The sequence below is a fragment of the Calothrix sp. PCC 6303 genome (assembly GCF_000317435.1).
Classification (GTDB): domain Bacteria; phylum Cyanobacteriota; class Cyanobacteriia; order Cyanobacteriales; family Nostocaceae; genus PCC-6303.
This window is the reverse complement of the sequence record NC_019751.1, coordinates 1,235,134-1,260,480: the sequence shown is the minus strand read 5'-3', so window position 1 is coordinate 1,260,480 and position 25,347 is coordinate 1,235,134. Positions and strand designations below refer to the sequence as shown.

Annotated in this window: 19 protein-coding genes; 8 read left to right on the top strand and 11 right to left on the bottom strand. The window is 39.2% G+C overall.

Going from position 1 to position 25,347, the window contains the following annotated elements:
* Positions 1 to 190 precede the first annotated feature (190 nt).
* On the bottom strand, positions 191 to 2,254 hold the full coding sequence (locus CAL6303_RS05165) for a prolyl oligopeptidase family serine peptidase (RefSeq protein ID WP_041740278.1): 2,064 nt from the start codon (positions 2,252 to 2,254) through the stop codon (positions 191 to 193).
* Between the two features lie 323 nt (positions 2,255 to 2,577).
* On the opposite strand from CAL6303_RS05165, the gene CAL6303_RS05160 reads away from it, so the two are divergent.
* Together CAL6303_RS05160 and CAL6303_RS05155 are read left to right on the top strand one after the other, a co-directional pair.
* A complete protein-coding gene (locus CAL6303_RS05160) occupies positions 2,578 to 5,013 on the top strand; it encodes an HAD-IC family P-type ATPase (RefSeq protein WP_144051004.1) in 2,436 nt (811 codons plus the stop codon).
* 101 nt (positions 5,014 to 5,114) lie between these two features.
* Complete coding sequence (locus CAL6303_RS05155) at positions 5,115 to 5,738, top strand: hypothetical protein (protein WP_015196784.1); 624 nt, start codon at positions 5,115 to 5,117, stop codon at positions 5,736 to 5,738.
* Positions 5,739 to 5,786: 48 nt separating this feature from the next.
* On the opposite strand, the gene CAL6303_RS05150 is transcribed toward CAL6303_RS05155, so the two are convergent.
* Complete coding sequence (locus CAL6303_RS05150; protein WP_015196783.1) at positions 5,787 to 6,224, bottom strand: peroxiredoxin; 438 nt, start codon at positions 6,222 to 6,224, stop codon at positions 5,787 to 5,789.
* 136 nt (positions 6,225 to 6,360) lie between these two features.
* On the opposite strand from CAL6303_RS05150, the gene CAL6303_RS05145 reads away from it, so the two are divergent.
* Positions 6,361 to 6,765, top strand: coding sequence for an Npun_F0494 family protein (locus CAL6303_RS05145; protein WP_015196782.1), 405 nt, complete (start codon positions 6,361 to 6,363; stop codon positions 6,763 to 6,765).
* A gap of 57 nt (positions 6,766 to 6,822) precedes the next feature.
* Positions 6,823 to 7,638 (top strand): hypothetical protein, encoded by an 816-nt coding sequence (locus tag CAL6303_RS05140; RefSeq protein ID WP_015196781.1) that lies wholly within the window; start codon positions 6,823 to 6,825, stop codon positions 7,636 to 7,638.
* A 4-nt stretch (positions 7,639 to 7,642) separates the two neighbouring features.
* On the opposite strand, the gene CAL6303_RS05135 is transcribed toward CAL6303_RS05140, so the two are convergent.
* The 8 genes from CAL6303_RS05135 to CAL6303_RS30670 all read right to left on the bottom strand — a co-directional run bounded on the left by CAL6303_RS05135 (position 7,643) and on the right by CAL6303_RS30670 (position 18,318).
* Positions 7,643 to 8,386 (bottom strand): DevA family ABC transporter ATP-binding protein, encoded by a 744-nt coding sequence (locus CAL6303_RS05135; protein WP_015196780.1) that lies wholly within the window; start codon positions 8,384 to 8,386, stop codon positions 7,643 to 7,645.
* Positions 8,387 to 8,418: 32 nt separating this feature from the next.
* A complete protein-coding gene (devC, locus tag CAL6303_RS05130) occupies positions 8,419 to 9,576 on the bottom strand; it encodes an ABC transporter permease DevC (RefSeq protein ID WP_015196779.1) in 1,158 nt (385 codons plus the stop codon).
* Positions 9,577 to 9,632: 56 nt separating this feature from the next.
* Positions 9,633 to 11,054, bottom strand: coding sequence for an HlyD family efflux transporter periplasmic adaptor subunit (locus tag CAL6303_RS05125; protein ID WP_015196778.1), 1,422 nt, complete (start codon positions 11,052 to 11,054; stop codon positions 9,633 to 9,635).
* A 1,645-nt stretch (positions 11,055 to 12,699) separates the two neighbouring features.
* Positions 12,700 to 13,512, bottom strand: a complete 813-nt coding sequence (locus tag CAL6303_RS05120) for a hypothetical protein (RefSeq protein ID WP_015196777.1) — start codon at positions 13,510 to 13,512, stop codon at positions 12,700 to 12,702.
* Between the two features lie 229 nt (positions 13,513 to 13,741).
* Complete coding sequence (locus tag CAL6303_RS05115) at positions 13,742 to 14,323, bottom strand: hypothetical protein (RefSeq protein ID WP_015196776.1); 582 nt, start codon at positions 14,321 to 14,323, stop codon at positions 13,742 to 13,744.
* A 467-nt stretch (positions 14,324 to 14,790) separates the two neighbouring features.
* Positions 14,791 to 16,134 (bottom strand): pentapeptide repeat-containing protein, encoded by a 1,344-nt coding sequence (locus CAL6303_RS05110; RefSeq protein WP_015196775.1) that lies wholly within the window; start codon positions 16,132 to 16,134, stop codon positions 14,791 to 14,793.
* Positions 16,135 to 16,321: 187 nt separating this feature from the next.
* A complete protein-coding gene (bchB, locus tag CAL6303_RS05105) occupies positions 16,322 to 17,848 on the bottom strand; it encodes a ferredoxin:protochlorophyllide reductase (ATP-dependent) subunit B (RefSeq protein ID WP_015196774.1) in 1,527 nt (508 codons plus the stop codon).
* A gap of 296 nt (positions 17,849 to 18,144) precedes the next feature.
* Positions 18,145 to 18,318, bottom strand: coding sequence for a hypothetical protein (locus CAL6303_RS30670; protein WP_015196773.1), 174 nt, complete (start codon positions 18,316 to 18,318; stop codon positions 18,145 to 18,147).
* A 55-nt stretch (positions 18,319 to 18,373) separates the two neighbouring features.
* Here CAL6303_RS30670 and CAL6303_RS05100 point away from each other — a divergent pair, with 55 nt between their 5' ends.
* Together CAL6303_RS05100 and CAL6303_RS05095 are read left to right on the top strand one after the other, a co-directional pair.
* Positions 18,374 to 19,519, top strand: coding sequence for an RNA-guided endonuclease InsQ/TnpB family protein (locus tag CAL6303_RS05100; protein ID WP_015196772.1), 1,146 nt, complete (start codon positions 18,374 to 18,376; stop codon positions 19,517 to 19,519).
* Between the two features lie 592 nt (positions 19,520 to 20,111).
* Positions 20,112 to 21,434: a serpin family protein gene (locus CAL6303_RS05095; protein WP_015196771.1), complete on the top strand. Its 1,323-nt coding sequence runs from the start codon at positions 20,112 to 20,114 to the stop codon at positions 21,432 to 21,434.
* Between the two features lie 230 nt (positions 21,435 to 21,664).
* On the opposite strand, the gene CAL6303_RS05090 is transcribed toward CAL6303_RS05095, so the two are convergent.
* Positions 21,665 to 22,819, bottom strand: coding sequence for an AI-2E family transporter (locus CAL6303_RS05090; protein ID WP_015196769.1), 1,155 nt, complete (start codon positions 22,817 to 22,819; stop codon positions 21,665 to 21,667).
* Between the two features lie 134 nt (positions 22,820 to 22,953).
* Between CAL6303_RS05090 and CAL6303_RS05085 the strand changes: the two genes are divergently transcribed.
* Together CAL6303_RS05085 and CAL6303_RS05080 are read left to right on the top strand one after the other, a co-directional pair.
* Complete coding sequence (locus tag CAL6303_RS05085; protein WP_015196768.1) at positions 22,954 to 23,433, top strand: hypothetical protein; 480 nt, start codon at positions 22,954 to 22,956, stop codon at positions 23,431 to 23,433.
* A 368-nt stretch (positions 23,434 to 23,801) separates the two neighbouring features.
* The gene (locus CAL6303_RS05080; protein WP_015196767.1) at positions 23,802 to 25,220 is read left to right on the top strand and encodes an LCP family protein; all 1,419 of its coding nucleotides are present in this window, start codon (positions 23,802 to 23,804) and stop codon (positions 25,218 to 25,220) included.
* Positions 25,221 to 25,347: the final 127 nt, after the last annotated feature.

The following is a 25,347-nucleotide window of genomic DNA, read 5'->3' as shown; positions in this document are numbered from 1 at the left end:
TTAAATTGATATGTAAAGCCGCGCAGTAGGGGTTTAGCAGTGCTAAACCCCTACAACAAACCTGGTTTTACCTGCAACTATATTTTGCCTTTTTTGTCAATGCGTAAGTCCTATTGTCTACGAAACTGTCGAAAGACGCGATGTATCGCGTCTCTACATTTCTAATAATTCTATTAAAAACAACTCGGCATTATTCCATTCCTAAATTCTGAACCAAAAATGCCCATTTATCGCTCGCTTCCTCAATTACTTTAGTTGTGGGTTTTCCTCCACCATGTCCAGCTTTAGTTTCGATTCTAATCAAAACTGGGTTACTACCTTTGTGCATAGCTTGGAGTGTAGCAGCAAATTTAAAACTATGTGCGGGAACTACCCTATCATCATGATCTGCTGTGGTAATTAATGTTGCGGGATATTTTACCCCTGGTTTTAGTTGATGCAAGGGTGAGTAAGCATATAGTGTTTTAAATTCCTCGGCATTTTCAGATGAACCATATTCGGAAGTCCAAGCCCAACCGATGGTAAATTTGTGGAAGCGTAACATATCCATGACACCCACAGCAGGTAATGCAGCAGCAAATAAATCTGGACGCTGCGTCATGCAAGCACCCACCAATAATCCCCCGTTGCTGCCACCAGCGATCGCTAGTTTCCCAGAACTGGTATATTTATGCTTAATTAACCATTCGCCTGCGGCGATAAAGTCATCAAATACGTTTTGCTTTTGGTGTTTCATTCCTGCTTGATGCCATTCTTCTCCATATTCGGCACCACCACGTAGGTTGACGCTGACATATACACCTCCCATTTCCATCCATGCTAAATTACTCAGTGAGAAGCTGGGAGTTAGGGAAACGTTAAAACCACCATAACCATATAAATAGGTGGGATTATTCCCATCTAATTTGATGCCTTTTTTATGGGTAATAAACATGGGAACTTTTGTCCCATCTTTGCTCTCATAAAATACCTGTTTTGTTTCGTAGTTTTCTGGCTGAAAATCTACTTTTGGCTGTCGATAAATTTTACTTTTATCTGTTTTAAAGTCGTAATGATAAATAGTCCCTGGAACTGTAAAACTGGTAAAACTATAAAAAGTTTCCGTATCACTCCGTTTGCCATTAAAGCCACCAACGGAACCAATTCCTGGTAATTTCACCTCTTGAATAAATTTCCCTTGTAAATCAAAAATCTTGATTTGACTTTGAGCATCTTTGAGATAGTCAACTACAAATTGATGGTTAATAATTCCCGCACTTGTTAGTGTTTCCTGGTTTTGAGGAATAATTTCCCGCCAATTACTATTTTCGGGATGTTTTGTATCAATGGCAAGAATCCGTCCACGAGGTGCATTTAAATCTGTGCGGAAGTAAAAAATACTTTCATCATTATCAATAAAGCTAAAATCGGCTTGAAATTCATTAATTAGTTCAATAACTTCGGCATCTTTTTTGGTTAAGTCTTTGTAGAAAAGTAAGTTTTTTGGGCTAGTTCCTAACCATACAGAAATTAGGAGATATTTACCATCTTCACTTACAGAACCATTGAAACCCCATTCTTTTTGGTCAGGACGTTGATAAATTAATGTATCTTCCGATTGAGGATTACCAATTTTATGATAATAGAGTTTTTGATAGTAATTAACTGCCTCTAATTTAGTCTTTTCATTAGGTTCATCATAGCGACTATAGAAAAATCCTTTGTGATCTTTCGTCCATGATGCACCAGAGAATTTAATCCATTTTAAGTTGTCTTCTAAATCTTTTTTCGTTTCAACATTGCGGACTTTCCACTGTTGCCAATCAGAACCAGATACCGATAAACCATAGGCAATTAGTTCACCATTCTCACTAACTGATAAACCAGCAAGCGATACAGTTCCATCTTCTGACAGTTTATTTGGATCGATTAAAATTTCTGGTTCATCATCTAGATTCTTCAGAGTATAAAGTACACTTTGATTTTGTAAGCCATTATTTTTAAAGAAAAAGTAACGATTTCCCGATTTAAAAGGGGTACCATATTTTTCATAATCCCAAAGTTGGGTGAGACGCTGCTTAATTTTGTCTCTAGCGGGGATTTGATTGAGATAGCTATTGGTTAATTTATTCTGTGCTTCCACCCAAGTCTTGGTTTCTGGGGAGTCAGGATTCTCTAACCAGCGGTAAGGATCAGCAACTTGGATACCATGATAATTATCAGTTTGTTCGCTTTTACGAGTTTGTGGATATGTTAAACCTTGATTAATAGTCATAATTTTACGAGTATTGGGTACTTTTACATGGTACAAAAGTTGTTCCTGACTGGTTTGATTTTGATCTGGTAAATCTTGTAAGTCAGAAATCCGTGCGGTTATAGGTGGTACAAAGCTGATATAGGTAATGATTGTGACTAAGAATATGACAATTGTTTTTTTCATCTCAGGTGGTTTAACAGCTATGGATTAGGAATCCAAATTCTAGCCGATTATCCAATTTGCCACGAAAATGTTGCTGTGATTGGGAAACTATGGTAAAAGCCTTATATTAAAAGACTTTTGAGCCGAATATACCACCAAGTTGTAAAGAAATGAAGCTGATGACAAAGATACAAGGTTTAAGTCTTAAGGAAGTTAAAGCCAAGCAATTGGCTGGTGAGAGCAATAATGCTAAGTTACCTACTAGTCGTTCTTATACGCAAATTTTCCGCGAAAATCTGTTTACGTTTGTAAATGCGGTGTTTTTTGCCATTAGTGTTATTTTCCTATTTCTAAGACGACCTACAGATGCCATATTTGTTGCTTCTATTGTCTTCAGTGGTGTCATTATTGGGATTGTTCAGGAAATTTGGGCAAAACAGAAGCTGGAAAAAATTGCTTTGCTGACTCGCCCTGTAGCCACTGTAGTTCGTGATGGTGAGGAACATACAATTGAACCTGCAGAAATCGTGTTGGGAGATATTTTAATTCTCCGTCCTGGTGATCAGATTCTGGTGGATGGGGAGGTGGTAGGTGAGGGGAAAATTGAGGTAGATGAATCATTATTAACTGGGGAATCTGACTTAATTCCGAAAGTAGAAAATAAACCTGTTTATTCAGGTAGTTTTTGTGTAAGTGGGAGTGTTTGTTATGAAGCCAAGAAAGTGGGTGTGGATACGATTGCCTATCAGCTAATGGTGGGTGCAAGGGAGTTTCGCCAAGTTTATACACCTCTGCAAATGGAGATAAATTTGATTATTCGAGTTTTTCTCTTAATCGCTTGTTTTTTGTGGATATTAATTACTATTAGTTTTTTTATTCGTTCTCAATCTTTAAATGAAATTATTCAAAGAGCAGCTGTAATTGCTGGTTTGATTCCGGCTGGTTTATTAATTGCTATTACTATTTCCTATGTGACAGGTGCAGTGAGGATGTTTGGACAAAATATCCTCATCCAACAAACTAATGCTTTGGAATCTTTAAGTAATGTTGATGTATTATGCTTAGATAAAACGGGAACTTTAACAAGTAATCAACTTAATCTCCAGGAAATTATCCCAATAGATATTTGTGAGAGTGATTTGCGGTCTAAATTAGGTAACTATGCTGCCACTACGAAGGGTGGAAATAAGACTAATGAAGCAATTTTGCTGAGTTGTCCTGGTTATCAAAAGCCGACTGTAACTGAGGTTGCCTTCTCAAGCGATCGCAAGTGGAGTTTAATCACGTTTAATGGTGAGAAGGATCCCGAAACCTATATATTATCTGCTCCCGAAAAAATATTAGATAAGATCCAATTGGATGCTAAAAATTATGATTATATTCAACAAAAAATAGAAGCTGGTTTACGGGTATTGCTATTTGCCAGGACTCCCGATGCAATTATTGAAGATCCTGATATTCCTCAGTTACCCGAAAATATAATTCCTTTAGGTATTCTAGTTTTTAATGATCAACTACGCATTGGAGTTAAGGAAACATTGCAAGGTTTTGTTAAAGCTGGAATTACTCTCAAAATTATTTCTGGAGATAATCCCAAAACTGTCGCGGCAATTGCTTCTCAAGCTGGTTTTAGCGATGAAATTAAGATAATTTCTGGTACAGAATTAGCTGAAATGGACGAAGCACAATTTAATAGTGCTGCTAAAAACTATAACGTGTTTGGAAGAGTGACACCACAGCAAAAAGCCCAACTTGTCAAAAGTTTGCGGGATGCAGGACATTATGTAGCTATGACTGGTGATGGTGTGAATGATGTTTTGTCACTAAAAATGGCTAATTTAGGAATTGCGATGGAAAGTGGCAGTAATGCAACCAGAGGTATTGCAGATATTGTTCTCCTCAAAGATTCCTTTGACACCTTACCGAATACTTTCTTAGAAGGGCAAAGAATTAGAAATGGAATTCGGGATGTGATGAAACTATTTATGGTGCGTCTATCTTGTATTTCGTTACTGATTTTTGCTACAGCAATTGTGACTGATAGTTTCCCATTGATGAATAAACATAGTGCAATTGTAACCCTAATTGGGGTCGGTTTACCAACTACATTTATTCCAATTTGGGCGCAACCTGGAGAACAGCCAAAACGTAGTATGATCCGTTCAATTCTGAATTTTATTCTCCCGGCAACTATCACAATAACTTTAGTGGCTTTGATGGTGTATCTATATTACTTAATTGATGCAATTATAGATTTGCCTCCCACTGCCAGAATGCATCAGGTGAGTTATGATTCTCCTCGCACCGCTTTAGTGACGATTTTAGTATTCTGTGAGTTACTATTAATTCCTTTTCTCAAACCACCAACAACAGCTTGGGTAGCTTCAGAACCTTTAAGTGGAGATTGGCGTTATACAATTTTATCAGGAATTTTAATTGTAGTTTATTTGCTGATTCTATATATTCCGCCAATTCGTGAGTTTTTTGAATTAGCTCCTTTATCGCCAATTAATTGTTTATGGCTGGGATTAATTGCCTTAGAATGGTGTTTGGTGATCCGGATAATTTGGCGAAGTAAATTTTTAGATCGTTTTTTAGGTGTTGATTTAGATTGAAAAATAGCTGAATCAAATTTTTAAAAATATATGTTTGAGATATGTATTTGTATTAATCTGCTCAATGATTGTTATTTATTAAAACTCTTTGTTGTTGTCAAATGAATCAAAATCCTCAATTAAAGAACATCAAATATCCAGTAAGTATATGGGAAATAGCGGCTGTGTTCTTGAGTGCGATCGCACTCGCCGCTACAGGTACTATTGGACTAGGGTTGAAGTTTACCAATAATGCCTTTAAACCGGAGAGGGCAAAGCTATTTGCCGACAGCATCATAGATTACAAGTTTCCTGGTGGTTCCCAAGGGGTGCTAGGATTTAAAATTGCAGGAGCAGAAATTGCACTGGTGAGTGATGGAAAGAAAAAACCAGATTTGCAACTTTTTGCTGCCAGGATTGTTAATGATAGTCAAATGAGTGAAGATGATATTAATCAGGTACTTGATGGTGCTTTTTTAGGCGAAGAAGATAATTTTGTTGTCAATAGTTCTCGTTCAGAAAATAATACACTGTGTAAGTTACCAACAGTAATCGCAATTAAGGAAGGACAATTAAAGCAAGTAGCTAGCAATAGCTCTGTAAGTAAATTTGCTATAACTTATAAAGGTTCTGTTGTCGTTGAGAGACAGCGATATTTTGTAGCGATATTAAGTAGTGGTCAGAATGCAAAACAAGACGCAAAAAATCTATTTAATTCTCTACAGTGTAAGTTTCGTAATCGTTAGTTTACTCATAACCCCGACTTTTTAAATAAGCCGGGGTTCTAGGTTTATTTACAAACCTAATGCGGCTAAAACATCACCTGCATGGGTTGCTGTAGAAACAGCATCATCAACATGAGTAATTTTACCGTTGCTATCAATAACAAAAGTTACGCGTTTAGCGTAACCACCACCATCAACATCAAAGGCTTTAACTAGGCTTTTATCAGTATCTGCTAAAAGGGGAAAATTAAGGTTATATTTTTGGGTAAAAGCCTGGTGTGAAGCTTCATCATCAACACTGACACCTAGAACAACAACATCCTTACTCTTGTATTCTGATTCAGCATCCCGGAAGCTGCAAGCTTGCTTGGTACAACCTGGTGTGTCATCTTTGGGGTAGAAATATAGAACTACAGTTTTGCCTTTGAAATCAGACAAAGAAATAGTATTTCCGTTGGTATCTTTGGCGGTAAATGCTGGGGCATTGGAACCAACTGCTAAAGGCATAATTGATATTCCCTGTTTCAAGATTACTGATTGTGATTTTACAATACTTTACAATAAATAAAACCCAGAAAAATAAACTGGGTTTTTTTTGAGAAAATAAAAATATTTGGATTAAATCCCCAACTCCGTGATAAATATGCCTTTCGCTGATTCTTCAACCCCAAGTACCCTAACTTTTCCTCAGCATATCCTGGAACGTGCAGAGCGATCGCTTGTTTGTTCTCCCTTTAATTTTGCGTTGTTTGATGCCATGCGTAGGGATCGTGTTGCCATGAATGCAGTCACTGGGAATGACGGTGTAAGCAACGGTTACACCAAATACCCCATTTCCGAGTTAGCGGCAGATAATGCCTTAGCATGGCTGATTCAGGTGGGGGTGCTGCGACGGGAAGTGGATGGACAGGGAATTACCGATAGTTTTCGACTCACACCCCTAGGTAGAAGGTTAGTAGAACAGTGTCAGAGTCAAAATTGGCGTAATTCTACATTAAGCGATCGCATCAACGATACAATAACCCGTTGGCTAAGACTACCTTTTTAGGCATGAATCTGGGAACCCTAAAAATGATAGGAATAGAGGTTTTGCGGTTTTCCCACCATGTCACATTTGATTTTAACTTCCCAAGTTTCAGGGACAAGGGTTACAAAGGTATCACCAGGGTATAAAGCATCAGAACAGCCAGCCTTAAACAAGTCACCAACACCCGAAATTTGGGCTATGACTGCTGGAGGAACTGCTTTATTTACCGTTGCTTTAATTATTTACGGCAAACTGAGCATCGACAAATTAAAAAAAAGAATTAGATTTGAAAAATTCCGAAATAAGGAATTAGAGAAGAAATTCAAATTAGCCTTAGAAACAATTCGCAAAATGGAAACCAACCCTGATTTAATCAATTCTAGGGACTTTAACCTCGATTATTTGCGAATGCGAATGGCTGAAGAGGTATTTCATTATGCAATTGTCAACCAAGTTAAAATTAAGGTTAAAGATAAAATTACCCAAGCACTACGTCCCAATAATGCCCAACAAGGCATCATCGGTATCGCTAATAGTGGGGGACGACAAATAGATGAAATTTTTGATGTTGAATACGAAACAGCCACCACAGGACAAACAATAAAACGGGTTCTGTTTCGGATTCAAATTAGGTTAATGAAATTACCAACTCAAACTACTTCCACAACCATCAACCAAATCATTGATTGTGTCGAAACTTACCTCAGTCCCGCTGAAGATCATGATACTTGGCAACCTACAATCCAAGGAAGAATTGCCCACATGCAATGGGATCAGAAGGCAAAACCAACCCCATTGCTGGTATTGGAACAATCAAATGAGGGGGTAAATGTGACATTTCGTACCAACCGACAGCCTAACGCTATCGTCCACTCAGAGGCTAAGAAAAAATAGCAATTTAAGATTTCTTAAAATCAGTAGGAAATCCACTTTCAATACTCAAAACTATATTTTGAGAATCACGAGATAAAACACCATCTTCCATATTAATAATCCGATCAGCGATATCCAAAATCCGGTTATCGTGTGTCACCAACAAAATAGAAGTACCTTGTTCTTTTGCTAAACGCTGCATTATTTCTACAACATCTCTACCAGATTGACGATCTAAAGCTGCTGTTGGTTCATCTGCAAGTACCAATGAAGGATTATTTACCAAAGCGCGGGCAATAGCAATCCGTTGTTTTTGTCCACCAGATAGATTATCAGGGTAGTAGCTTACCCTTTGTGCCAAACCTACCGAACGTAACATATTTTCTGCTCTGTTTACAGCTTCCGGTTGAGAAACAGAATCATCTAATTCCACTGCCATTTGCACATTTTGTCTAGCAGTTAAAAATCCTAATAAGTTATGGGCTTGAAAAATAAAACCAATTTTTCGGCGAATATTTACAAGTTTTTGTTGGTTAGCACGGTATAGTTCTTCCCCCAGGAATTTTAGACTTCCTTCTTGAACAGAACGTAAACCACCAATCAAACTCAACAAGGTTGTTTTTCCCGAACCTGATGGTCCAGTCATAATCACAATTTCACCGGGAAAAATATTTAAATTAATATCAAATAAAATTTGTTTTCGTAGTGAACTCCGACCATAGTAATGATTGAGGTGGCTAATGGAAATTACTGGCTCTTTTCTATTCATCTATCATAATCCTTAACTCTGAGAAATAACTATTAGAAAATATCCGCTGGGTCGGCAGCTTGGAGCTTCCTAACTGCAATTGTTCCGGAAAGAAAGCACATCAAAATTGTCAAAATTAAAACTATGATGGCTCTTTCAAAGGTCATGAAAATAGGCAATAAAGTAGCCTCCCTTGCTTTCTGATAAAGAAAGAGAGCCGAACCAAACCCCGGTATATATCCTAAAATAGCTAAAATAAATGATTCTTGAACAATCACATTTAATAGATATCTATGGGTATAACCGATTGCTTTCAAGGTCGCATATTCTCCTAAATGATCGGTGACTTCTGTGTAGAGAATTTGGTAAACAATTACGGTTCCTACAATAAAACCCATAATTGCCCCTAGGGTGAAAATAAAACCAATTGCTGTATTTTTTGCCCAGAAATCTCGCTCAAAGTCGATATATTCCTGTTTGGTAAATACTCTAATTTCGTCAGATAGATATTTTTCTAATACCTCTTTCACCTGGAGGACATTACTTCCTGGTTTTAATTGCACTACCCCAACTTCAATTAATCCAGGCTGCCGATTATTATTAAATATCCTTAAAAAGTTAGTATCACTAGTTAAGATATTGCCATCTGCACCAAAGGAAGCACCTAATGTAAAAAGTCCTCCAACTTTAACTTTACGTCGTCGAACTTCAGCCGTAACAATCTTTCCTTGGGTAAAATCTGTAGCAATAGGACCAAATTCTAACCGAGATGAACGGTCATACAAAATCACATCGGCTAACTTGATTTTGTCGAGATTTTCAGCGACACCCGGTAGATTAAATATATTTCTTTCGGGATTAAATCCCATCACAAAAATATTTCGGGTGCTGCCTGTAGTAGGGTTTTTCCAGCTAGTAATATCTACATAGATAGAGTGAACAGAGTCAACTTCCTTAATATCCAAAGCTTGAAACAAACGCCTCTGAGAGAAGCTTTTCATCGAAATTAAAGAATTAGACTGATTACTAATTAAGACAATATCCGCTTGCAAACTAGTATGAAAACGGACATTGCTGTAATACAGTGAGTCTTGAAAACCCAACTGCATAAACAACAAAATGTCAGCAAAGGCAATTCCAGCTAATGCCACAATTAAACGAGTTCTTTCGCGTGTTAATTGCAACCATGCTAAAGGTATTTTACGGATCATGTAGAGATTCTAAATTTGAGAATTAGGAGTCAGGAATTAGTGATTAACTATGCCCTTTAAATTGCAATTTGAACTAATACTTTGGCAAATGTTAAACCAGAAACAGTTTCGCTTTCTTTGCTGGGTAGAGCGATTTTAACTTCCACAACTCTGGCATCAACATCGGCTGCGGGATCTGTATTCAGTACGTCTTTTTTACCAACTTTGCGACCAATTTCGGTGACAGTTCCTTGTAATTGTCCGCTAAAAGCCCCGTTATCACTGGTAATAATTGCTTTTTGTCCAAGACGGACTTTTCCAATATTATCTTCAGGAATCTCTGCAACCACCAACATCTCATCCGTGCGTCCAATTTCGGCGATTCCCTCAGCAGTCATGGATTCTCCGGGTTTGGCATGAATTTTGAGAACTTCACCAGCAGTTGGGGCTTTGATATAGCTTAAATTGATTTGGGCTTCGGCTTGGCGAAGATTTGCGATCGCATTGCTGACTTGTGCCTGTGCTATCTGGATATCTGTAGGGCTGACATCCCGAATTTTGTTAAATTTAGCGGCTTCTTCATCAATTTGTCGCTGCAAACTGGCTATGGTTTTCGTGCGGTTAGCTTGAGCTTCTATAATCTGCTGTTCTAGAGTGGTGATGGTTTTGGCTTGATTTGCCCTTGCCTCTGCTACCTGTTGCTGTAAAGTAGCGATCGCTCTTTTGCGATTAGCCTCACTTTCTGCTACCTGTTGCCCACTAGTTTCCGCATTTAATCTTCTTCTATCCCGCTCCTGTTCCGAAATTGCCCCTTCCCGAAATAATTTATCATAGCGACCAAATTCTGACTGAGCATTGCGTCTTTCAGCTTGGGTGCGGGATACTGTTGCTTGCAAACTATCTGTTTGTCCTCCCAATTCCGCTTGTAACCGCTTCACTGTGGCATCTTGGCTAACTCGTTCACCTTTGAGTTGCGCTTGCAAACGGTTAATTGTCGCTTGTTGAGAATCAGCTTCACCCCTTAATTGTGCTTTCAAACGTCCAATAACTGCATTTTGCGCTTGGATATCTCGTGGCGAACCAGCTTTGACATTTGCGAAATTTGCCCGTGATTCCTGTACCTTGGCTTTTGCCTCTTCTACAGCAGCTTGATTTCGAGAAAAATTATCTAAAACTGCAATAATTTGCCCCTGTTTAACACGTTCACCTTCCCTGACTAACATCTGTTCAACCCGTGAAGCAGCATCAACACCAGCAGTGGGTGCTGATAACCTGATCACTTCTCCCTTAGGTTCCAAACGTCCTAAAGCATTAATACTGGATGCAACTGAACTTACAGGCACAGGTTTGTCATTCACATTTGTGAGCTGCTGCCATTTGGCAATAGATAATACTCCCGCTGCAATTAATAACGGTACGAAGACAGCAACGCCCCAAGAAACTTCTGATTTTCCGCGTGGCTGCTCGCCTGTTCTTGATTCGTCTGGCGACCTCGACATGATTTTGTTGCCCGTTGGTGTGAGTTTTGCTAATGAAACTATGGTGACTACAGGTTTTTGAAAACACCCAACAACCCAAAATAAATAAGTATCGTCTGAACAAAAATTTTCCTCACATAAATCAACGGATATCTAAATTAATGTTGTTTGAAGTATGTGAGTTAGGGACTTACAGCAAATAAAATATCCTGTGGTTTGGGTAGCGTTCGATGGTTCCTGAGCCTGTCGGAACGAAGTGTACCGGAGGTAAGGACTGAGCACTCACGCCGAAGTCTTGCCCGAAAACAGAGGCACGGATGCTCCGTAGCGCAGCTTCCCGTAGGGTAGTTTGGCGGGATGGAAACCGACACCGCCAACTTCTCTCTGTTTCACAATAAAAAATTGGATAATTATTTACTTGGAAGCCCCTTAGGATTATGACGGGTTGTAATTGACTACCAAGGAAAAAATATCAGTATCTTTTCGTTGATCAGATATTTATCAATAAATAAGGACTTTCGAGATGTTAAATAATGTACTTTATCGATGAACTCCTTGCCAGATAAAGATACTGTTTAATTTATCTAATGCAAATATTTTGGATACTACAGAGTTTTTCAGAAACGTCATAGGTGAAAATCAGGTACTAAATACTAGAATCTCAAGACTAGAGAATATATTTTTATTCTCTATAGTTTGATACGTGAAATTCATTCTGAAGCTGCAAAATTTTGGAATATATAGGTAGTTTATGAGTAACACTAATAATGTTTTTTAGGAAAAATTATAAAAACATTTTGAAAGGTTATATTTGTTGTTGAGGCAACAAATGTAAATGTTTTCATTTTCTCAAGTAAATTAGATTATTAGTATAGATAAATACCTAAAATTATTGGTTTCATTATTTGCAGAACGAATAACACATTTCTATTCGCAATCTTAGACCTATTATTTCTAACTGTTTGCTCGTGATTAACTTTATCAAATATTCATCAAATGGTGATGTATTATCAAGTTCCTATGATTATTTACCAATCAGAACTTAGAGGATGTTTGAAAAGTCCTCATGTCGGTAGCAAAACGTTCTAGATCCCCCTAAATCCCTTTTTAAGGGGAACTTTGATTCCATTTCTCCACTTTTACAAGCTACGGTGTAAACACAAGTCGGTAAATCTCTCACTCCGCCTGAGATTGAAAATCCCAGTCTCACAGCACAATTCCATTTCAATGGACTAAAAACCAAAAATATTCAGTCATCTTCTAGATGACTTTAGGTATTAGACGGCGAGCAGTGCGTTGCGGGGGTTCCCCCCCCGTTGTAGCGACTGCGGTGGGTTTCAACCGTTGGCGGGCATGGGATTATACTTGTGTGTACACCGTAGCCTTTTCAAGGGGGCTAGGGGTAGGCTGTTGACTTTGAGATGATTTTCACGCTTTTTGTTCATACAATTTTTGTGTCATCGACTTGGTACCTAGGCTCTGCCTCTTATCTGGAATGGAAGCAGAGCCAAAGGACATGCATTCTTTGTGTCCGGTAAGGAATGCATGTCCTTTGGGCTATACACAAGGATTAGAGATGCTTCGCGTTACTTTCAATGAATGTAAATATTTTTATTTATGTACTTATAGGGCTTTTCAGGATTCGATAACGTTTGTGCTGTTTTGGCTAACCCGAAACCTTAGTTTTATTTTTAATTACCAGCGGTTGCAAAGGCAAATTGCCGCTAGAAGGGTTTACTAAGTCAGAGGAAGTCTTGCTGCTACGCGGTGAAGTCTTTGTGATCTCTAATCTATCTAAGACTTGCAAACCCTCAAAAGCAGCTTCTCTGACAATTTGTTCCTGTTCTTGGGTGAGTAAAAGCTGTAAATATTCGGCAATATTTTTTTCTTCTTCCCCATCCACACTAGAATTCTTGAGTAACTTTGTTAGTTGACGAATGGCAATAAGACGTTTGAGAGGATTAATATCAGTTAATTGTGAGATTAAGCGATCGCATTCTCGCTCGTCCCGGTTTCCATAAATACTTATAGTTAGCCACACTAATAAACCTAGGGTTAAAAAAGTCCCTAAGCCTTGTAATATTACTGCACTGGCAACCCAGCCATTATCTGAGTGTAGCCAAATCGCTACCGCCATATAACTCATAGTAGATGCGATCGCACCACTAAATACAGCCATAGTTAGGCGGCGATTTTGAGGATGTAAGAATTTACTCAACTCTTGCCAACGCTGTCGCCAGTCTGATGCTTGAATTGAATATACCGAACCCATGGCTCCAAAGCCAATAAGCAAAGCAAAAACTAACTTCCAGTTCCATAACAGCATGGCAACAAGGACAGTCAAATACCCCAGAACTCTTCCTGGTTCTCGATAACGTTTTAAACCTCGTTGCTTTTTGGCTCCTATCTTGGATACTGGAAGCATCCAGTTGGGTACTTGGTTGATTAATTGCTGCCAAGAAGACGAAGCCTGTGCCACAGTATTTACCTACTTGATTACCAGACTATATAATATATATCTTTTGGGTCAGATTTGCAGAGCTTTTCTTCTTTTCGTGATTACAGCAGTAAAAATCAGCTAAACCACAAGCCTGAGAATATCACCTACAAGAGTTCTTTGCTCAACTTATCGATACTAAATGTTAAGAATAATTGAGTCGAATAAATTAGGTTTTTGCTGGTTTACTGGAAAAATCACAGTTTATTGCCTAAAAACAGAAACTGAGGTCATCAATTGTAAATTGACCATCAAATGCACGGAAAGTAATATGTTGGATATTCTGGGCTTTGACTGTTAACTTTGTGTTGGGTAGATTTTTGGAGTCAGAGTTGTTGAGATTTGCACAGGGCAATGTGCTTTGATCTAGCAGTTTGCGATCGCGTCCATATGCCGAAAGCACAAGTTGCTGTGAACTAGTAACAAAAGCACTAAACTCACAAATTGGTCTGGTGAAGGTTGCCTCCATAAAACCATTTTTGGGTGCAGCCATCAGCACAATTGAACTGAAACGTGTGGGAAATGCTGGGTTAGAAGGCTGTATTGCTATACAGTTTTCAAACTCGATACCAAACTCTTGATATTGATTCTTAACTACTTCAAAACACTTTAGCTTTTCTAAGTTGAGGCAGATTGTGTCAGATGTGGCATTTATTTCTGCTACACTCCTAGACTCATTCACATCCATGACCCAACTCAAGGCTTTATTCTGGATACCAGATTTATTGAGTGCAAACTCAGTTTTTTTAGAGTATACAAATTTGTGTAATTGAAGACTATCAAGTTTCACCATGATACCTCCATGAATGATTATTAATAAATGAAAAATTAATTTTCTAAACATTTGTTTAGTTAAGGTATTGTTAATTAACTTTTGAATTAATACAAATTATAAAGTCCAATTTAATTGGTAAATCGCGCCACTGTATCAGCTTAATAGACTTATCAAGCTTTTAAGGGATTTGATTCTTGCTTGACTTTGTAAAAGTATCTGAAAGTTTTACTTATTCAGTTACCCAGTTTACTCGAACTGTTACATTTGTAATGAGTCTTTCGTTAGATTAACATAAAGCACTGTAATTACCTAAAACTTAAGTGATAGTCACTAGACATCTAGTTATCAAGATCATAGTACCTTTGACCAAATATAGATCTGGAGAAAGTCTAAAAAATTACCATATCTTCATAAGCAATCTACTTAGTTCATATCTACTTGATTTTGATTTGGGATTATCTGACTAAATAAAACAGGGAGCAGAATTACTTACCCAATTTATTGGGAATTCCCTCACAACCTCCAGGAATGGTTCCGCGAGTTTTTTCCCCTCCCCAAGCACAGCAGTAGTAGCGACTAGATTCTGACATCCGTTGAGCATTGCTAAAGTCAACATCTTCAACCACAGCACCTGTATGTTCACCTGTTTGGTAATTGGGAGGCTTAGTTCGACTACGGGGTGATGCAGTTTCCGCAGAGCCAAAAAAGAAGCAAGTTCCGTTTAAATCGGTATTGCTCAGGTCGGAATTATATAAAATGCTGCGTGATAATATAGCTTTAACTAAGTCACAACCACTTAGATCTGCACGAACTAGATTCACTTCTGAAAGATCTGTCCAGCGGAGATCAGTTCCACTGAGGTCTGCACCTGCTAACATCACTCCTAAATCGATCACACGCAAGCCGGTAAGGCGATCTTCAGCATATCCACCACTACCATCTAGTATGGCTCGTCCGAGATGGCGATCGCGCTTTAACGGCGTGAGTAGTTTTGAACGCGAAAGAAAGCGGATAATTTTAGCTTTCCCATTCCCATCAACGCTACTGAGAATAGCGGCTGTACGTCCTTCTGCGATCGCTCTTTCTTGGGGCCAGTCTTCCAGTAACCCTTCTTCATCCAAGACTAAATCAGAAACCCCTTGGAAATAGGAATCGATGGTTTGTTGTTGGGTAATAATATTTTGTTGGACGGTAAGTAAATTTTGCTGAATCGTTAAGTCTTTGGAAATCACATACTGTCTCCAAGCTACGTAAACAGCAATCACGGCAATGAAAATTTGTCCTAACGCACCAAACCATTCAGCCAAGGTTCCTGATGCTTCCCAATTTACTCTCCTTCCCCAGCGGAGAATATCATCACCAATACCAGTGAAGCGAACTATGCCGATAATAGAGGCAATTAATCCGAAAAAACCCACAAAAACTGCTCTATCTTGGGGTGAAAACCACTCACTAATCACTTCAGTCAGCCATGGTAGCAGCATTGCTAGGGACAAAATTAGTGTAAGAACAGTTCCAATTGCCCCAATTAACCAATTATTAATGATAATCCCCGCAAAAATCAGCGATACCGCCACCAGAAGCAACAAAAATGCTCTGGGTTTCACCACTACAGCATTACTAGAATGTCCTTTAAATAAAGAACGTGATTGACGCATTGCAGTGGTATTTTTCGGCGATTGTAGCGATGATATCGCAGCTAAAGCCTGTTGTGTAGTTAATCCATCTGGAATTAAATCACTAGCACCATCAAAATCATCAGGTTGCAAATTGTCTTCCGAGAGAGATTCAGGATTTTCGTAATGGGATGAGTTAGATTCAATCGTCATGCTTTCTTTGATTTAGCCCAGCAGTCATAACTTACGCCATTATAAGCCCATGGTTTAAAGTATCCGCCGCATCCGGGGAAATCATTTGAGCGAGCCAAAAATTAAAAAGGAAAGGCTAACAACCGTTAGCCCTTACAATTTTCAACAGATGGTGTTTTTTAACTGTTATCTGTTCCCTGTTAACTGATTAAGCACCTACTGATTCCTTCGCAGCATATAAAACTTCGGCATTGATATCTTTAAATCCTCTTTCCCGCGCAAATTTTTCGGTGTTGCGCTTCACTTTACCCCGCACAAAACCGGGAATCTTGTTTAATTCTCCCAAACCGTCTTTTGTCCAGCTTAAATCCGATTCTGCCGAAATACCTTTGGTAATTACTTCTTTGGTATCATGTCCACCAAATATTTCTAACAGGTGATCTTCCATTCCCAAGGTGAAGGAGTTATACACCAAATCAGTAACTTGGTTAGTGCCTTCGTAACCTAAAAATGGCTTGTAACCGATGGGAAAATTTTGAACGTGGATGGGTGAAGCAATCACACCACAAGGAATATCCAAGCGTTTACCAACATGACGTTCCATTTGAGTACCGAAAATAGCCGATGGTTCCACCCGTGCGATCGCATCTCCAATTGCGGCGTGATCTTCGGTGATAATAACTTCATCACAATATTCACCAACTTGTTCGCGGAACCAATCAGCATCGTATTTACAGTAGGTTCCTGCCCAAACCACATGAATACCCATTTCCCGCGCTAAAATCTTTGTCATTGCCGCTGCGTGGGTACTATCACCGAAAACAACGGCTTTTTTCCCGGTGAGGTTTTGACAATCGATGGAACGTGAAAACCATGCAGCTTGGGATACATTTAAGGTTTGATGTTCAATAAACCCTTCGTAATTAACATCAGCACCTTGAGCATTAATTACCTGCTGAATTTTACGGATGCATCTAGCTGTTTCCACTACACCCATGGGTGTAGTATCTACGTAAGGCATTCCAAATTCTTTTTCCAAATATTCAGCCGCCATCACACCTAGTTCGCGGTAAGGTATAAGATTAAACCATGCACGCGGTAGATTCTTTAACTCGTGAACAGAGGCACCTTCAGGAATCACCGCGTTAACTTCAATACCCAAATCAGCCATGAGTTTTTTCAACTCAGTACAATCATGTTGATTGTGGAAACCCAGAGTAGAAATACCAATGATATTAACTGAGGGTTTTTCGGTTTTAGCTGTGGGTAGTTCGCCTTTTTTCCGCGCTTTTTCGATATATAGTTCCAGAATTTGCTGCAAAGTCCGATCCGCAGCTTGTAATTCATTCACCCGATAATGGTTAACATCCGCCAGCATCACATCTGATTTTGTATCAATCGATGCCCTCTCCACAAAATTCGCCAAATCTTCTTGGAGAATACTAGAGGTGCAGGTAGGAGTCAGAATAATTAAATCAGGATGTTCTTCAGCATCTTTGCGGGTGATATTATCTACAACTTTTTCCTGTGAACCCCGCGCCAACACATTCCGATCTACTACACTTGTTGTCACCGGAGTAAAATTGCGTTCCCGTGACAGCATCGAACGCATCACATTAAAATAATCATCACCCAAGGGAGCGTGCATAATTGCATGGACGTTTTTAAAAGAGGTGGCAACTCGCAATGTACCAATATGTGCAGGACCCGCATACATCCAGTAAGCTAATTTCATTTATGTATTCTCCCTTTGAGATTCAACAATGATATTTGATAACGTGTGAGAAATTGGGAATGATAAAACTACAGTGCGATTATGCGGTATTTATAGTTTCAGTAGGCTGAATTACCTACAGAACAAAAATGCACAATCGATCAAATTGCTCAACGCTTCTCATCTTCGCAAAACTTCCCCTTTCAGGAAAGTAATGTTGCCAAAGTTAATAAATATAACTTAATACTTTGGGATAATTCTTATCTATTTTCTCTACAATCTTTTACCGAAAATAATGGGTTTAAAGCCCCGTCCTTCTAGGACGGCTTTTTATTGATTAATTCATCAATGTAATCTCTCAGTTTATTTTGCCAGTCAGGAACATCTTTTAGTGCATCTTTTTGTCCAATTCTACCTCTAAAACAAATAGGACTTGCATCTAAAGGGTTTTCGCTGGTAAAACCTAATTTATGTTTTTTCTGAAAAGTCATTTTCATATCCTGCATGTATGTGTATACTAATATATATGCCACATAAAGCCAAATCATGAAAGCCAGGTATCAATATCGTTTCTATCCAACAGAGCAACAGCAGCAGAGTTTAGCTCAGTTGTTTGGTTGCGTTAGGGTAGTCTGGAACGATGCCTTGGCAATTTGTAAACAGTCGGAAAAACTGCCGAGTAACAACGACTTGCAAAAGTTGGTGATTACCCAAGCTAAAAAGACTGATGAACGTATTTGGTTATCTGAGGTGTCCAGTGTCGCGTTGCAACAGTCAGTTGCAGATTTGGGAGTAGCCTATAAGAACTTTTTCGATTCTCTCAAAGGAAAGCGCAAAGGGAAAAAAGTAGGCAGTCCAAAGTTTAAAAAGAAAACTAATCAACAGTCAGCCCGTTTTGTAAAAACAGGTTTCTCACTTCAAGGGGAGCAGGTTTATCTAGCTAAGATTGGTAATGTTAAACCAATTTGGTCTAGAGAATTACCGTCATCGCCTAGCTCGGTAACAGTAATCAAGGATTGTGCTAATCGCTATTTACTCAGCTTTGTAGTAGAGATTGAGCCTGTTAATATTGATGCTAAAAACCAAAGTATTGGTATTGATTTGGGAATCAAAACTTTTGCTGTAATGAGTAATGGTGAAAAAGCTGAAAGCCCAGATTATTCATTCTTAGATAAGAAAATTCGTAAACTTCAAAAGAAGTTGGTGCGACAACCGAAAGACTCACAACGAAGAAATAAGACTCGGATTCAGATTGCAAAACTGCACAATCAAATCGCCGATACCCGTAAAGACTTCTTGCATAAGCTATCTACCAAAATAGTGAGTGAAAACAAAGCTATTGTTTTGGAAGATTTAAACGTATCTGGGATGGTTAAAAATCGTAAACTATCTAGAGCGATTAGTCAGGAAGGGTGGAGAGAATTTAGGACTTTGTGTGAAGGGAAGTCTGAGAAACTTAACCGAGATTTTCACGTTATAAGTCGATGGGAACCTACAAGCCAAGTTTGTTCAGAATGTGGTTATAAATGGGGCAAACTCAATTTAAAAGTTAGGAAGGTTCAGTGTTTAAATTGTGGCACTGAACACGACCGAGACGAGAATGCAGCAAAAAATATAAACAAAGTCGGGATAGGGCATTGCCACGACTCTAAACGGACACAGAGACAGAGTAAGACTACTATCGCCTGGTAGCATCAGTCAGTGAAGTGTCAAGTGTTTCCCCGCTCCTTTAGGACGGTGAGTATGTCAATTTAATCTGAAGGTGGATGAGATGACACTTCCAAAATAAATTTGTGGGAATGGATCAAAAGTGATTTAGGAATGGGTATTAAATAAAATGCAAGTTTTTATTTTGTGGAACAGGCATCCTGCCTGTACAAATTAGATTAACGGGCAAGATACCCATTCCACAAGATATGTATATTATCTAATTGCTAATTGTTAGCGCTAATTCTTCACAAATGTCTTCTAGTACCTCAAGGCAGTAGTGAGTAGGCAGTGGGGGAAAGCCGTTTATTACTGAGCCTTTCATGGTCAAATAACGGTCTAGTTATTTACGCCATGCTGTACTAGTTGACATCCTCCCCACCTTACTTCGTTGTAGCTTGCTTCTGCGAAGTAGTAGGTGGGGATTCCAAAGATCACTCTTTGGGCTTCTTCTTTTCACGAGATAACAAAGTTTTCAATTATGATAGTGTTCGTTGCCAAAACTGTAACCGACTAACAGTCATATTGATTTTAATGTCATAGTCACATTAAAGACTTTAGGGGACAAGGTGACACCATGAAGCAGAAATTTAGTCAGGCTGGGGAGAATTTTCGCCAAAGACGTTATGGTGTAAGTCTGGGGAGACGTTACGCTTTGGCAGCCACCAGTGTAGTTTTGATGGGGGTTTTAGGCTGTTCGCAGCTTAATAGTGGTTCTGGTGCTTTCGCAGAGTCGCGTTTACCCAATAGTGAGTTGCCTATACCAAAACCAAATATGAATTTAGATCCTAAATTAGTAGCAGCAAATACAAAATTCGGTTTTAAATTATTTTCAGAAATTAATCAAGAGAATAAAGAAGAAAATATATTTATCTCTCCATCCAGTGTAGCGATCGCACTAGCGATGACATACAATGGCGCTCAGGGCAAAACCCAACAAGCAATGGTAAAAGCATTGGAGTTGCAAGGGTTGAACTTACAGCAAATCAACTCTTCCAACGCGGCTTTGAAATCACTACTGGAAAATCCCGATACTCAGGTACAGTTAACTATCGCTAACTCTCTTTGGGCAAATCAGCAAGTGGCTTTCAAAGCTGATTTTCTCCAGCGCAATCGAGATTTTTACAAGGCAGTTGTATCAAATATTGATTTTAGTAGTGCTGATACACTAGATATTATTAATGGTTGGGTGCGAGAAAATACCAAGGGTAAGATAGAGAAAATTGTTGACGCAATTGACCCTAACCAAGCAATGTTCTTGATTAATGCCATTTACTTCAAGGGTAGTTGGACAAATGCCTTTGATGCTAAACAAACCACTGAGTCTCAATTTTACCTAGCATCAGGGCAAGCAAAAAAACATCCTCTGATGTCGCAAAAGGGCGAGTATAAATATTTAGAAACTGACGAATTTCAAGCTGTGAGTCTGCCTTACGGGAAAGATGGCAAAGTGAGTTTTTATGCTTTTCTCCCCAAAGAAAAATCAAATCTCCAAACCTTTGCCCAAACTTTGAATGCTGAGAATTGGGAAAAATGGATGAATCAATTTAGTACCCGTGATGGCAGCGTCAGTTTACCGCGCTTCAAGATGGATTATGAAATAGATCTCAAAGATTCTTTAGTTACTTTGGGAATGGGTGAAGCATTTGGCAATAAAGCTGATTTTTCCGGGATTGGCAAAAACTTAGCAATTAGCGAAGTTAAACACAAAACCTTTGTAGAAGTTAACGAAGAAGGAACTGAGGCAGCAGCAGTCACTTCAGTGGGTATTAGGGCAACATCTGCCATCATAAAACCAGAACCATTCGAGATGGTGATTAATCGTCCCTTCTTTACTTGTATCCGCGACAATCAAACTGGAAGTATTTTGTTTATGGGTTCAATTGTTGATCCTAGCTAGTACAAGAAGGCAGGAGGCAGGAGGCAGGAGGCAGAAGGAATAAAGATGTTTATATGAGCTTTTTAGCCATTTTGTAGACGCGTTCGCTCTTAGCGTTCCCGCTAGGGTAGCGGCTTCTCGTAGAGTATGCTTGCCTTATTTGCGCCAAGCTGTACTAGTTTGTTGTTGGAGGGTTTTGACTAATTGGGTGTTCTTAGGTGTTCCGCGTCTTGAATCTTTAGGCTGAATCATCAAGAAGGTAGAGGTGGAGGATTTTTGACCACTGCTGATTGCGAAGATGGTTCTGGTGCAGCCACCTCGACAGTTACACTTTCACCAATATCTAAACCACTACCACGCCGAATCGAGCTTAAAATAGTTTTGATCACAACAGCGCTGGGGACAGCGAGAATTACACCTAATAATCCCGCAATGCGGGCACCTGTGAGAACCGAAATTAGAGACCAAACAGGGTTAAGTCCAGTAAAACTACCCAAAATTCTCGGTGCAATCAAGTTTTCTAGGATTTGCTGAACGATTACCGCCGCAATTAGTACCCTCACCCCCATTGTAAAATCCTGAAGTGCCACCAAAGAAGTTGTGAGGATAATTCCCACCGAACCCCCATAGGGAACAAGTGCCATAATTCCAATTGTCAAACCAAAAAGCAGCCCGAATGGCACCTTCAGCCAAAGGAAAGTTGAAATTAGGGCTGAAGCCATGCAAATTGAGACAATTAACTGGGTGATAAAGAAATTTTGGAAACTCAAGCGCACAGTCTGCGAAAAGGGTTCACGGAATTTAGCAGGCAACCAATCTACCAAACTTTGCCACAATTCTGGTCCGTGCTGTAAGAGATAAAAAGTCAGCACCATCGTCAGCAAAAAGTCAAGTATGCTGGTAAAAGTAATGACCGCCAGGTTCAAAACTTGACCTGCGATCGCTTGCAGCTGTCCCTTAACACGATCGTTAATTTGAACTACCAATGCATCCAAATTAACTGGTAAACCCACAACCTCAGCTTTTTCGTTCAGCAGCATTAATTGCGATCGCCCAGAGTCAATTAACTCCGGAATTCGAGCCACTAATTGTTGTGCTTGTGTTAGCGCCAGAGGGAACAATGTCACCCCTAATGCTAGTAAAATTGATAAAGCCAGTAAAAATACTAGTATGGAAACTTGTTCGCGTCGGGCACCCTGACGTTCCATCCAAATTACAGGATAGTTAAGCAGAAAAGCTAATACCGACGCTCCAACCAAAATAACTATGAGGGAATGAAAATAATCGAAAATGGACGAAATTGCCCATCCATTTAACACAAGTAGCGGTACAAATAATACAATTGCCAGTAATCGTACTATCGGTGTTAGTGTTTGCCACCAGTTGAGGAGCTTGCGTGTCTGCATCTACTAATTGCGGGATAAAAGTAAATATATTTTTTTTATGAACTTGGAGGAGATTCCTCGTAGTTTCACTAAATCTATTATCTCTGACTCAACGACCTGATTCATCTGTCTTGCATAGGATTGCACGAAATTAAATGAAAAAAAATCGTCGATTGAAAAAATCACAGTTTTATAACTCCTTAGATAATAAGTTAGAGGGGCAACAATCAGAGGACGGGTACCTCCACGAAGTTGACTTAGAAGCCTCGTCTTTGCGTAGCGAGGACTCTGGGACATCCAGCATTCAGTTACTTTTATATTTGATTCCGGTTGTGGGATTTTTTCCCTCTTTGTGGACACTATATACCCGGCAGGGTAATCGGGAACAATTGACAGCCAGCCGCTTGTCTATTACTTTGGCACTGACTTGGATTGTCGGATACTTTTTTTTGGGAACAGGGGCAGAGACTTCCGGATTCTTCACGCTACGTCTGCTGATTCTCAATGGCTTTTTGACATCTGGCTATTTTTTAGCCAGTATATGGTTGATATTGAATGCATTACGCGGGCGGAATCAGCGGGTACCAGGATTTAGCCGTTTTGCTGAACGTTTTTTTAGTAAGTACCTTCAATAACTATTTAACCTGAAATTGTCCACAGTAATTTTACGATCTTTGTATCCTATTACTCAAAACATGAAAATAGTATTTCCTATGGCTCTAGTCAAAATCCCTTGAATATTGCCATACTGCTATTAAAACATCGTTAGCATCTCCGGATTAGCTATAACTGGAAGAGAAAAATAGGAAAAATACTATCTATAAGTGTTTTGATGAATACCGCAGTATTAATTTTTGCACTGGTAATCTAAGAATTAATGAACATAAATTGATTTCCCTATTGTCATCAGTAGAACTACTCAGAGAGACTTTGCTTTTACAAGGTAAAGGTGAATCTTTTTCTGACTTCGTGAATATTATTTAGTTTAAGTGTGAGGCAGTCAGTGACCAGTCAAAGAACTTCGCCGGAAGAGAAATATTCGATGGATACCACTAAAGTTAGCGATTCTTTAATACCAAAGATTAAACCTGGACGTTGGTTATTGTTTTGGATGGGAATGAGCGGAATTGCCATGGTATCAGCGACTGCCGGAGCATTATTGGCGGTTTCCTTAACGGGGACTCCGTTGATGCAGGCAAAGCTAAGTGCATCTGAAGCTGCGGTGTTTGATAGCGATCGCATTTCGGGTGGAGGGCTACGTTTTTCGGAACTAACCCGTCCTGTTAATGTTTTAGTCATGGGGATGAGCGTCTTACCACCCGATGTTAAAAATCCCTCAGATGATCAAAAAAAACTCGGATATCTTCCCCAAGTCAATTCCTTTGATGGTCTTTCTGATGTAATGCTGCTGATTCGTTTTGATCCAGAGCAGAAAAAATTAGTTATGCTTTCTGTACCTAGGGATACCCGTACTCGGATTGAAGGACACGGAGTCAAAAAAATTAATTCTGCCAATACTTTTGGTGGACCTGCACTTAGCGCCACAAGTGTCAGCAACCTTCTAGGAGGGGTGGGTATTGATCGTTACGTGCGAATCAATGTTTTAGGTGTAGGTAAGCTGGTAGACGCTTTGGGAGGGGTGACAGTGTATGTTCCCAAAGATATGAAATATCAAGATGATTCTCAGCATCTCTATATCAATCTCAAGAAAGGCAAACAGCATCTCAATGGTGATAAAGCTTTGCAGCTACTGCGCTACCGTCATGATGAAAATGGTGATATCGGGCGAATTCAGCGTCAACAAATCGTCATTCAAGCATTGATGGAACAAGCACTCAAACCCAGTACTTTAACGCGAATTCCGGAAGTTTTGAATGTGATCAAAGAAAATATTGATACAAATCTTTCTGTCGAAGAACTATTAGCTTTAGCTGGTTATGGTGCAAGAACAAACCGCTCAAACATCCAGCAGCTAATGGTTCCAGGACGTTTCAGTGAGAAAAATGAGTATGATGCTAGTTACTGGATTCCCAATAGCGATCGCATTACTAAGCTAATGGGTCAGCACTTCGCTCTAGAAGTATCTAGCAAAAATGATCAAAATGAACCAACTAGACTAAGAATTGCCGTTCAAGATAAAACAGGTGATGAGACAACAAATTTAGAACCACTAGTCAGAACTCTCAACAAAGCTGGTTATAATAACGTTTATATTTCTAAAAGTTGGGGTGAACCCCTAGATATTACCCATGTTGTTGCTCAACAAGGTGATAATGACAGCGCTGAATTAATCCGCAATTCTTTGGGCTTTGGCGAAGTACGTGTAGAAAGTACTGGTAACATCGGTTCTGATATTACTATCCAAGTTGGTAAAGATTGGCAAAAAGGGGGTACCTTACCAACTTTTCCAGTTCAACCGTAACTCGATCCTCGGAGTTTTCAATCGTGCATCGGGAAATTTTCTTAGGAAGTCATTGTTTAGCTGAAACAATGACTTTTTGCTTGTTATGGCGTTTCTATATGAACAGTGACGTTTGCTTCACTCTGCA

Excerpts from the sequence above, each read along its gene's own strand:
- CAL6303_RS05160 (WP_144051004.1), top strand. The coding sequence starts at position 2,578 with ATGACAAAGATACAAGGTTTAAGTCTTAAGGAAGTTAAAGCCAAGCAA.
- CAL6303_RS05135 (WP_015196780.1), bottom strand. The coding sequence starts at position 8,386 with ATGAATAGAAAAGAGCCAGTAATTTCCATTAGCCACCTCAATCATTAC.
- CAL6303_RS05110 (WP_015196775.1), bottom strand. The coding sequence starts at position 16,134 with ATGACGATTGAATCTAACTCATCCCATTACGAAAATCCTGAATCTCTC.
- CAL6303_RS30670 (WP_015196773.1), bottom strand. The coding sequence starts at position 18,318 with ATGACTTTTCAGAAAAAACATAAATTAGGTTTTACCAGCGAAAACCCT.
- CAL6303_RS05095 (WP_015196771.1), top strand. The coding sequence starts at position 20,112 with ATGAAGCAGAAATTTAGTCAGGCTGGGGAGAATTTTCGCCAAAGACGT.
- CAL6303_RS05165 (WP_041740278.1), bottom strand. The coding sequence starts at position 2,254 with ATGACTATTAATCAAGGTTTAACATATCCACAAACTCGTAAAAGCGAA.
- CAL6303_RS05085 (WP_015196768.1), top strand. The coding sequence starts at position 22,954 with ATGAAAAAAAATCGTCGATTGAAAAAATCACAGTTTTATAACTCCTTA.
- CAL6303_RS05145 (WP_015196782.1), top strand. The coding sequence starts at position 6,361 with ATGCCTTTCGCTGATTCTTCAACCCCAAGTACCCTAACTTTTCCTCAG.
- CAL6303_RS05140 (WP_015196781.1), top strand. The coding sequence starts at position 6,823 with ATGTCACATTTGATTTTAACTTCCCAAGTTTCAGGGACAAGGGTTACA.
- CAL6303_RS05125 (WP_015196778.1), bottom strand. The coding sequence starts at position 11,054 with ATGTCGAGGTCGCCAGACGAATCAAGAACAGGCGAGCAGCCACGCGGA.
- devC (WP_015196779.1), bottom strand. The coding sequence starts at position 9,576 with ATGATCCGTAAAATACCTTTAGCATGGTTGCAATTAACACGCGAAAGA.
- bchB (WP_015196774.1), bottom strand. The coding sequence starts at position 17,848 with ATGAAATTAGCTTACTGGATGTATGCGGGTCCTGCACATATTGGTACA.
- CAL6303_RS05150 (WP_015196783.1), bottom strand. The coding sequence starts at position 6,224 with ATGCCTTTAGCAGTTGGTTCCAATGCCCCAGCATTTACCGCCAAAGAT.
- CAL6303_RS05155 (WP_015196784.1), top strand. The coding sequence starts at position 5,115 with ATGAATCAAAATCCTCAATTAAAGAACATCAAATATCCAGTAAGTATA.
- CAL6303_RS05115 (WP_015196776.1), bottom strand. The coding sequence starts at position 14,323 with ATGGTGAAACTTGATAGTCTTCAATTACACAAATTTGTATACTCTAAA.
- CAL6303_RS05090 (WP_015196769.1), bottom strand. The coding sequence starts at position 22,819 with ATGCAGACACGCAAGCTCCTCAACTGGTGGCAAACACTAACACCGATA.
- CAL6303_RS05100 (WP_015196772.1), top strand. The coding sequence starts at position 18,374 with ATGAAAGCCAGGTATCAATATCGTTTCTATCCAACAGAGCAACAGCAG.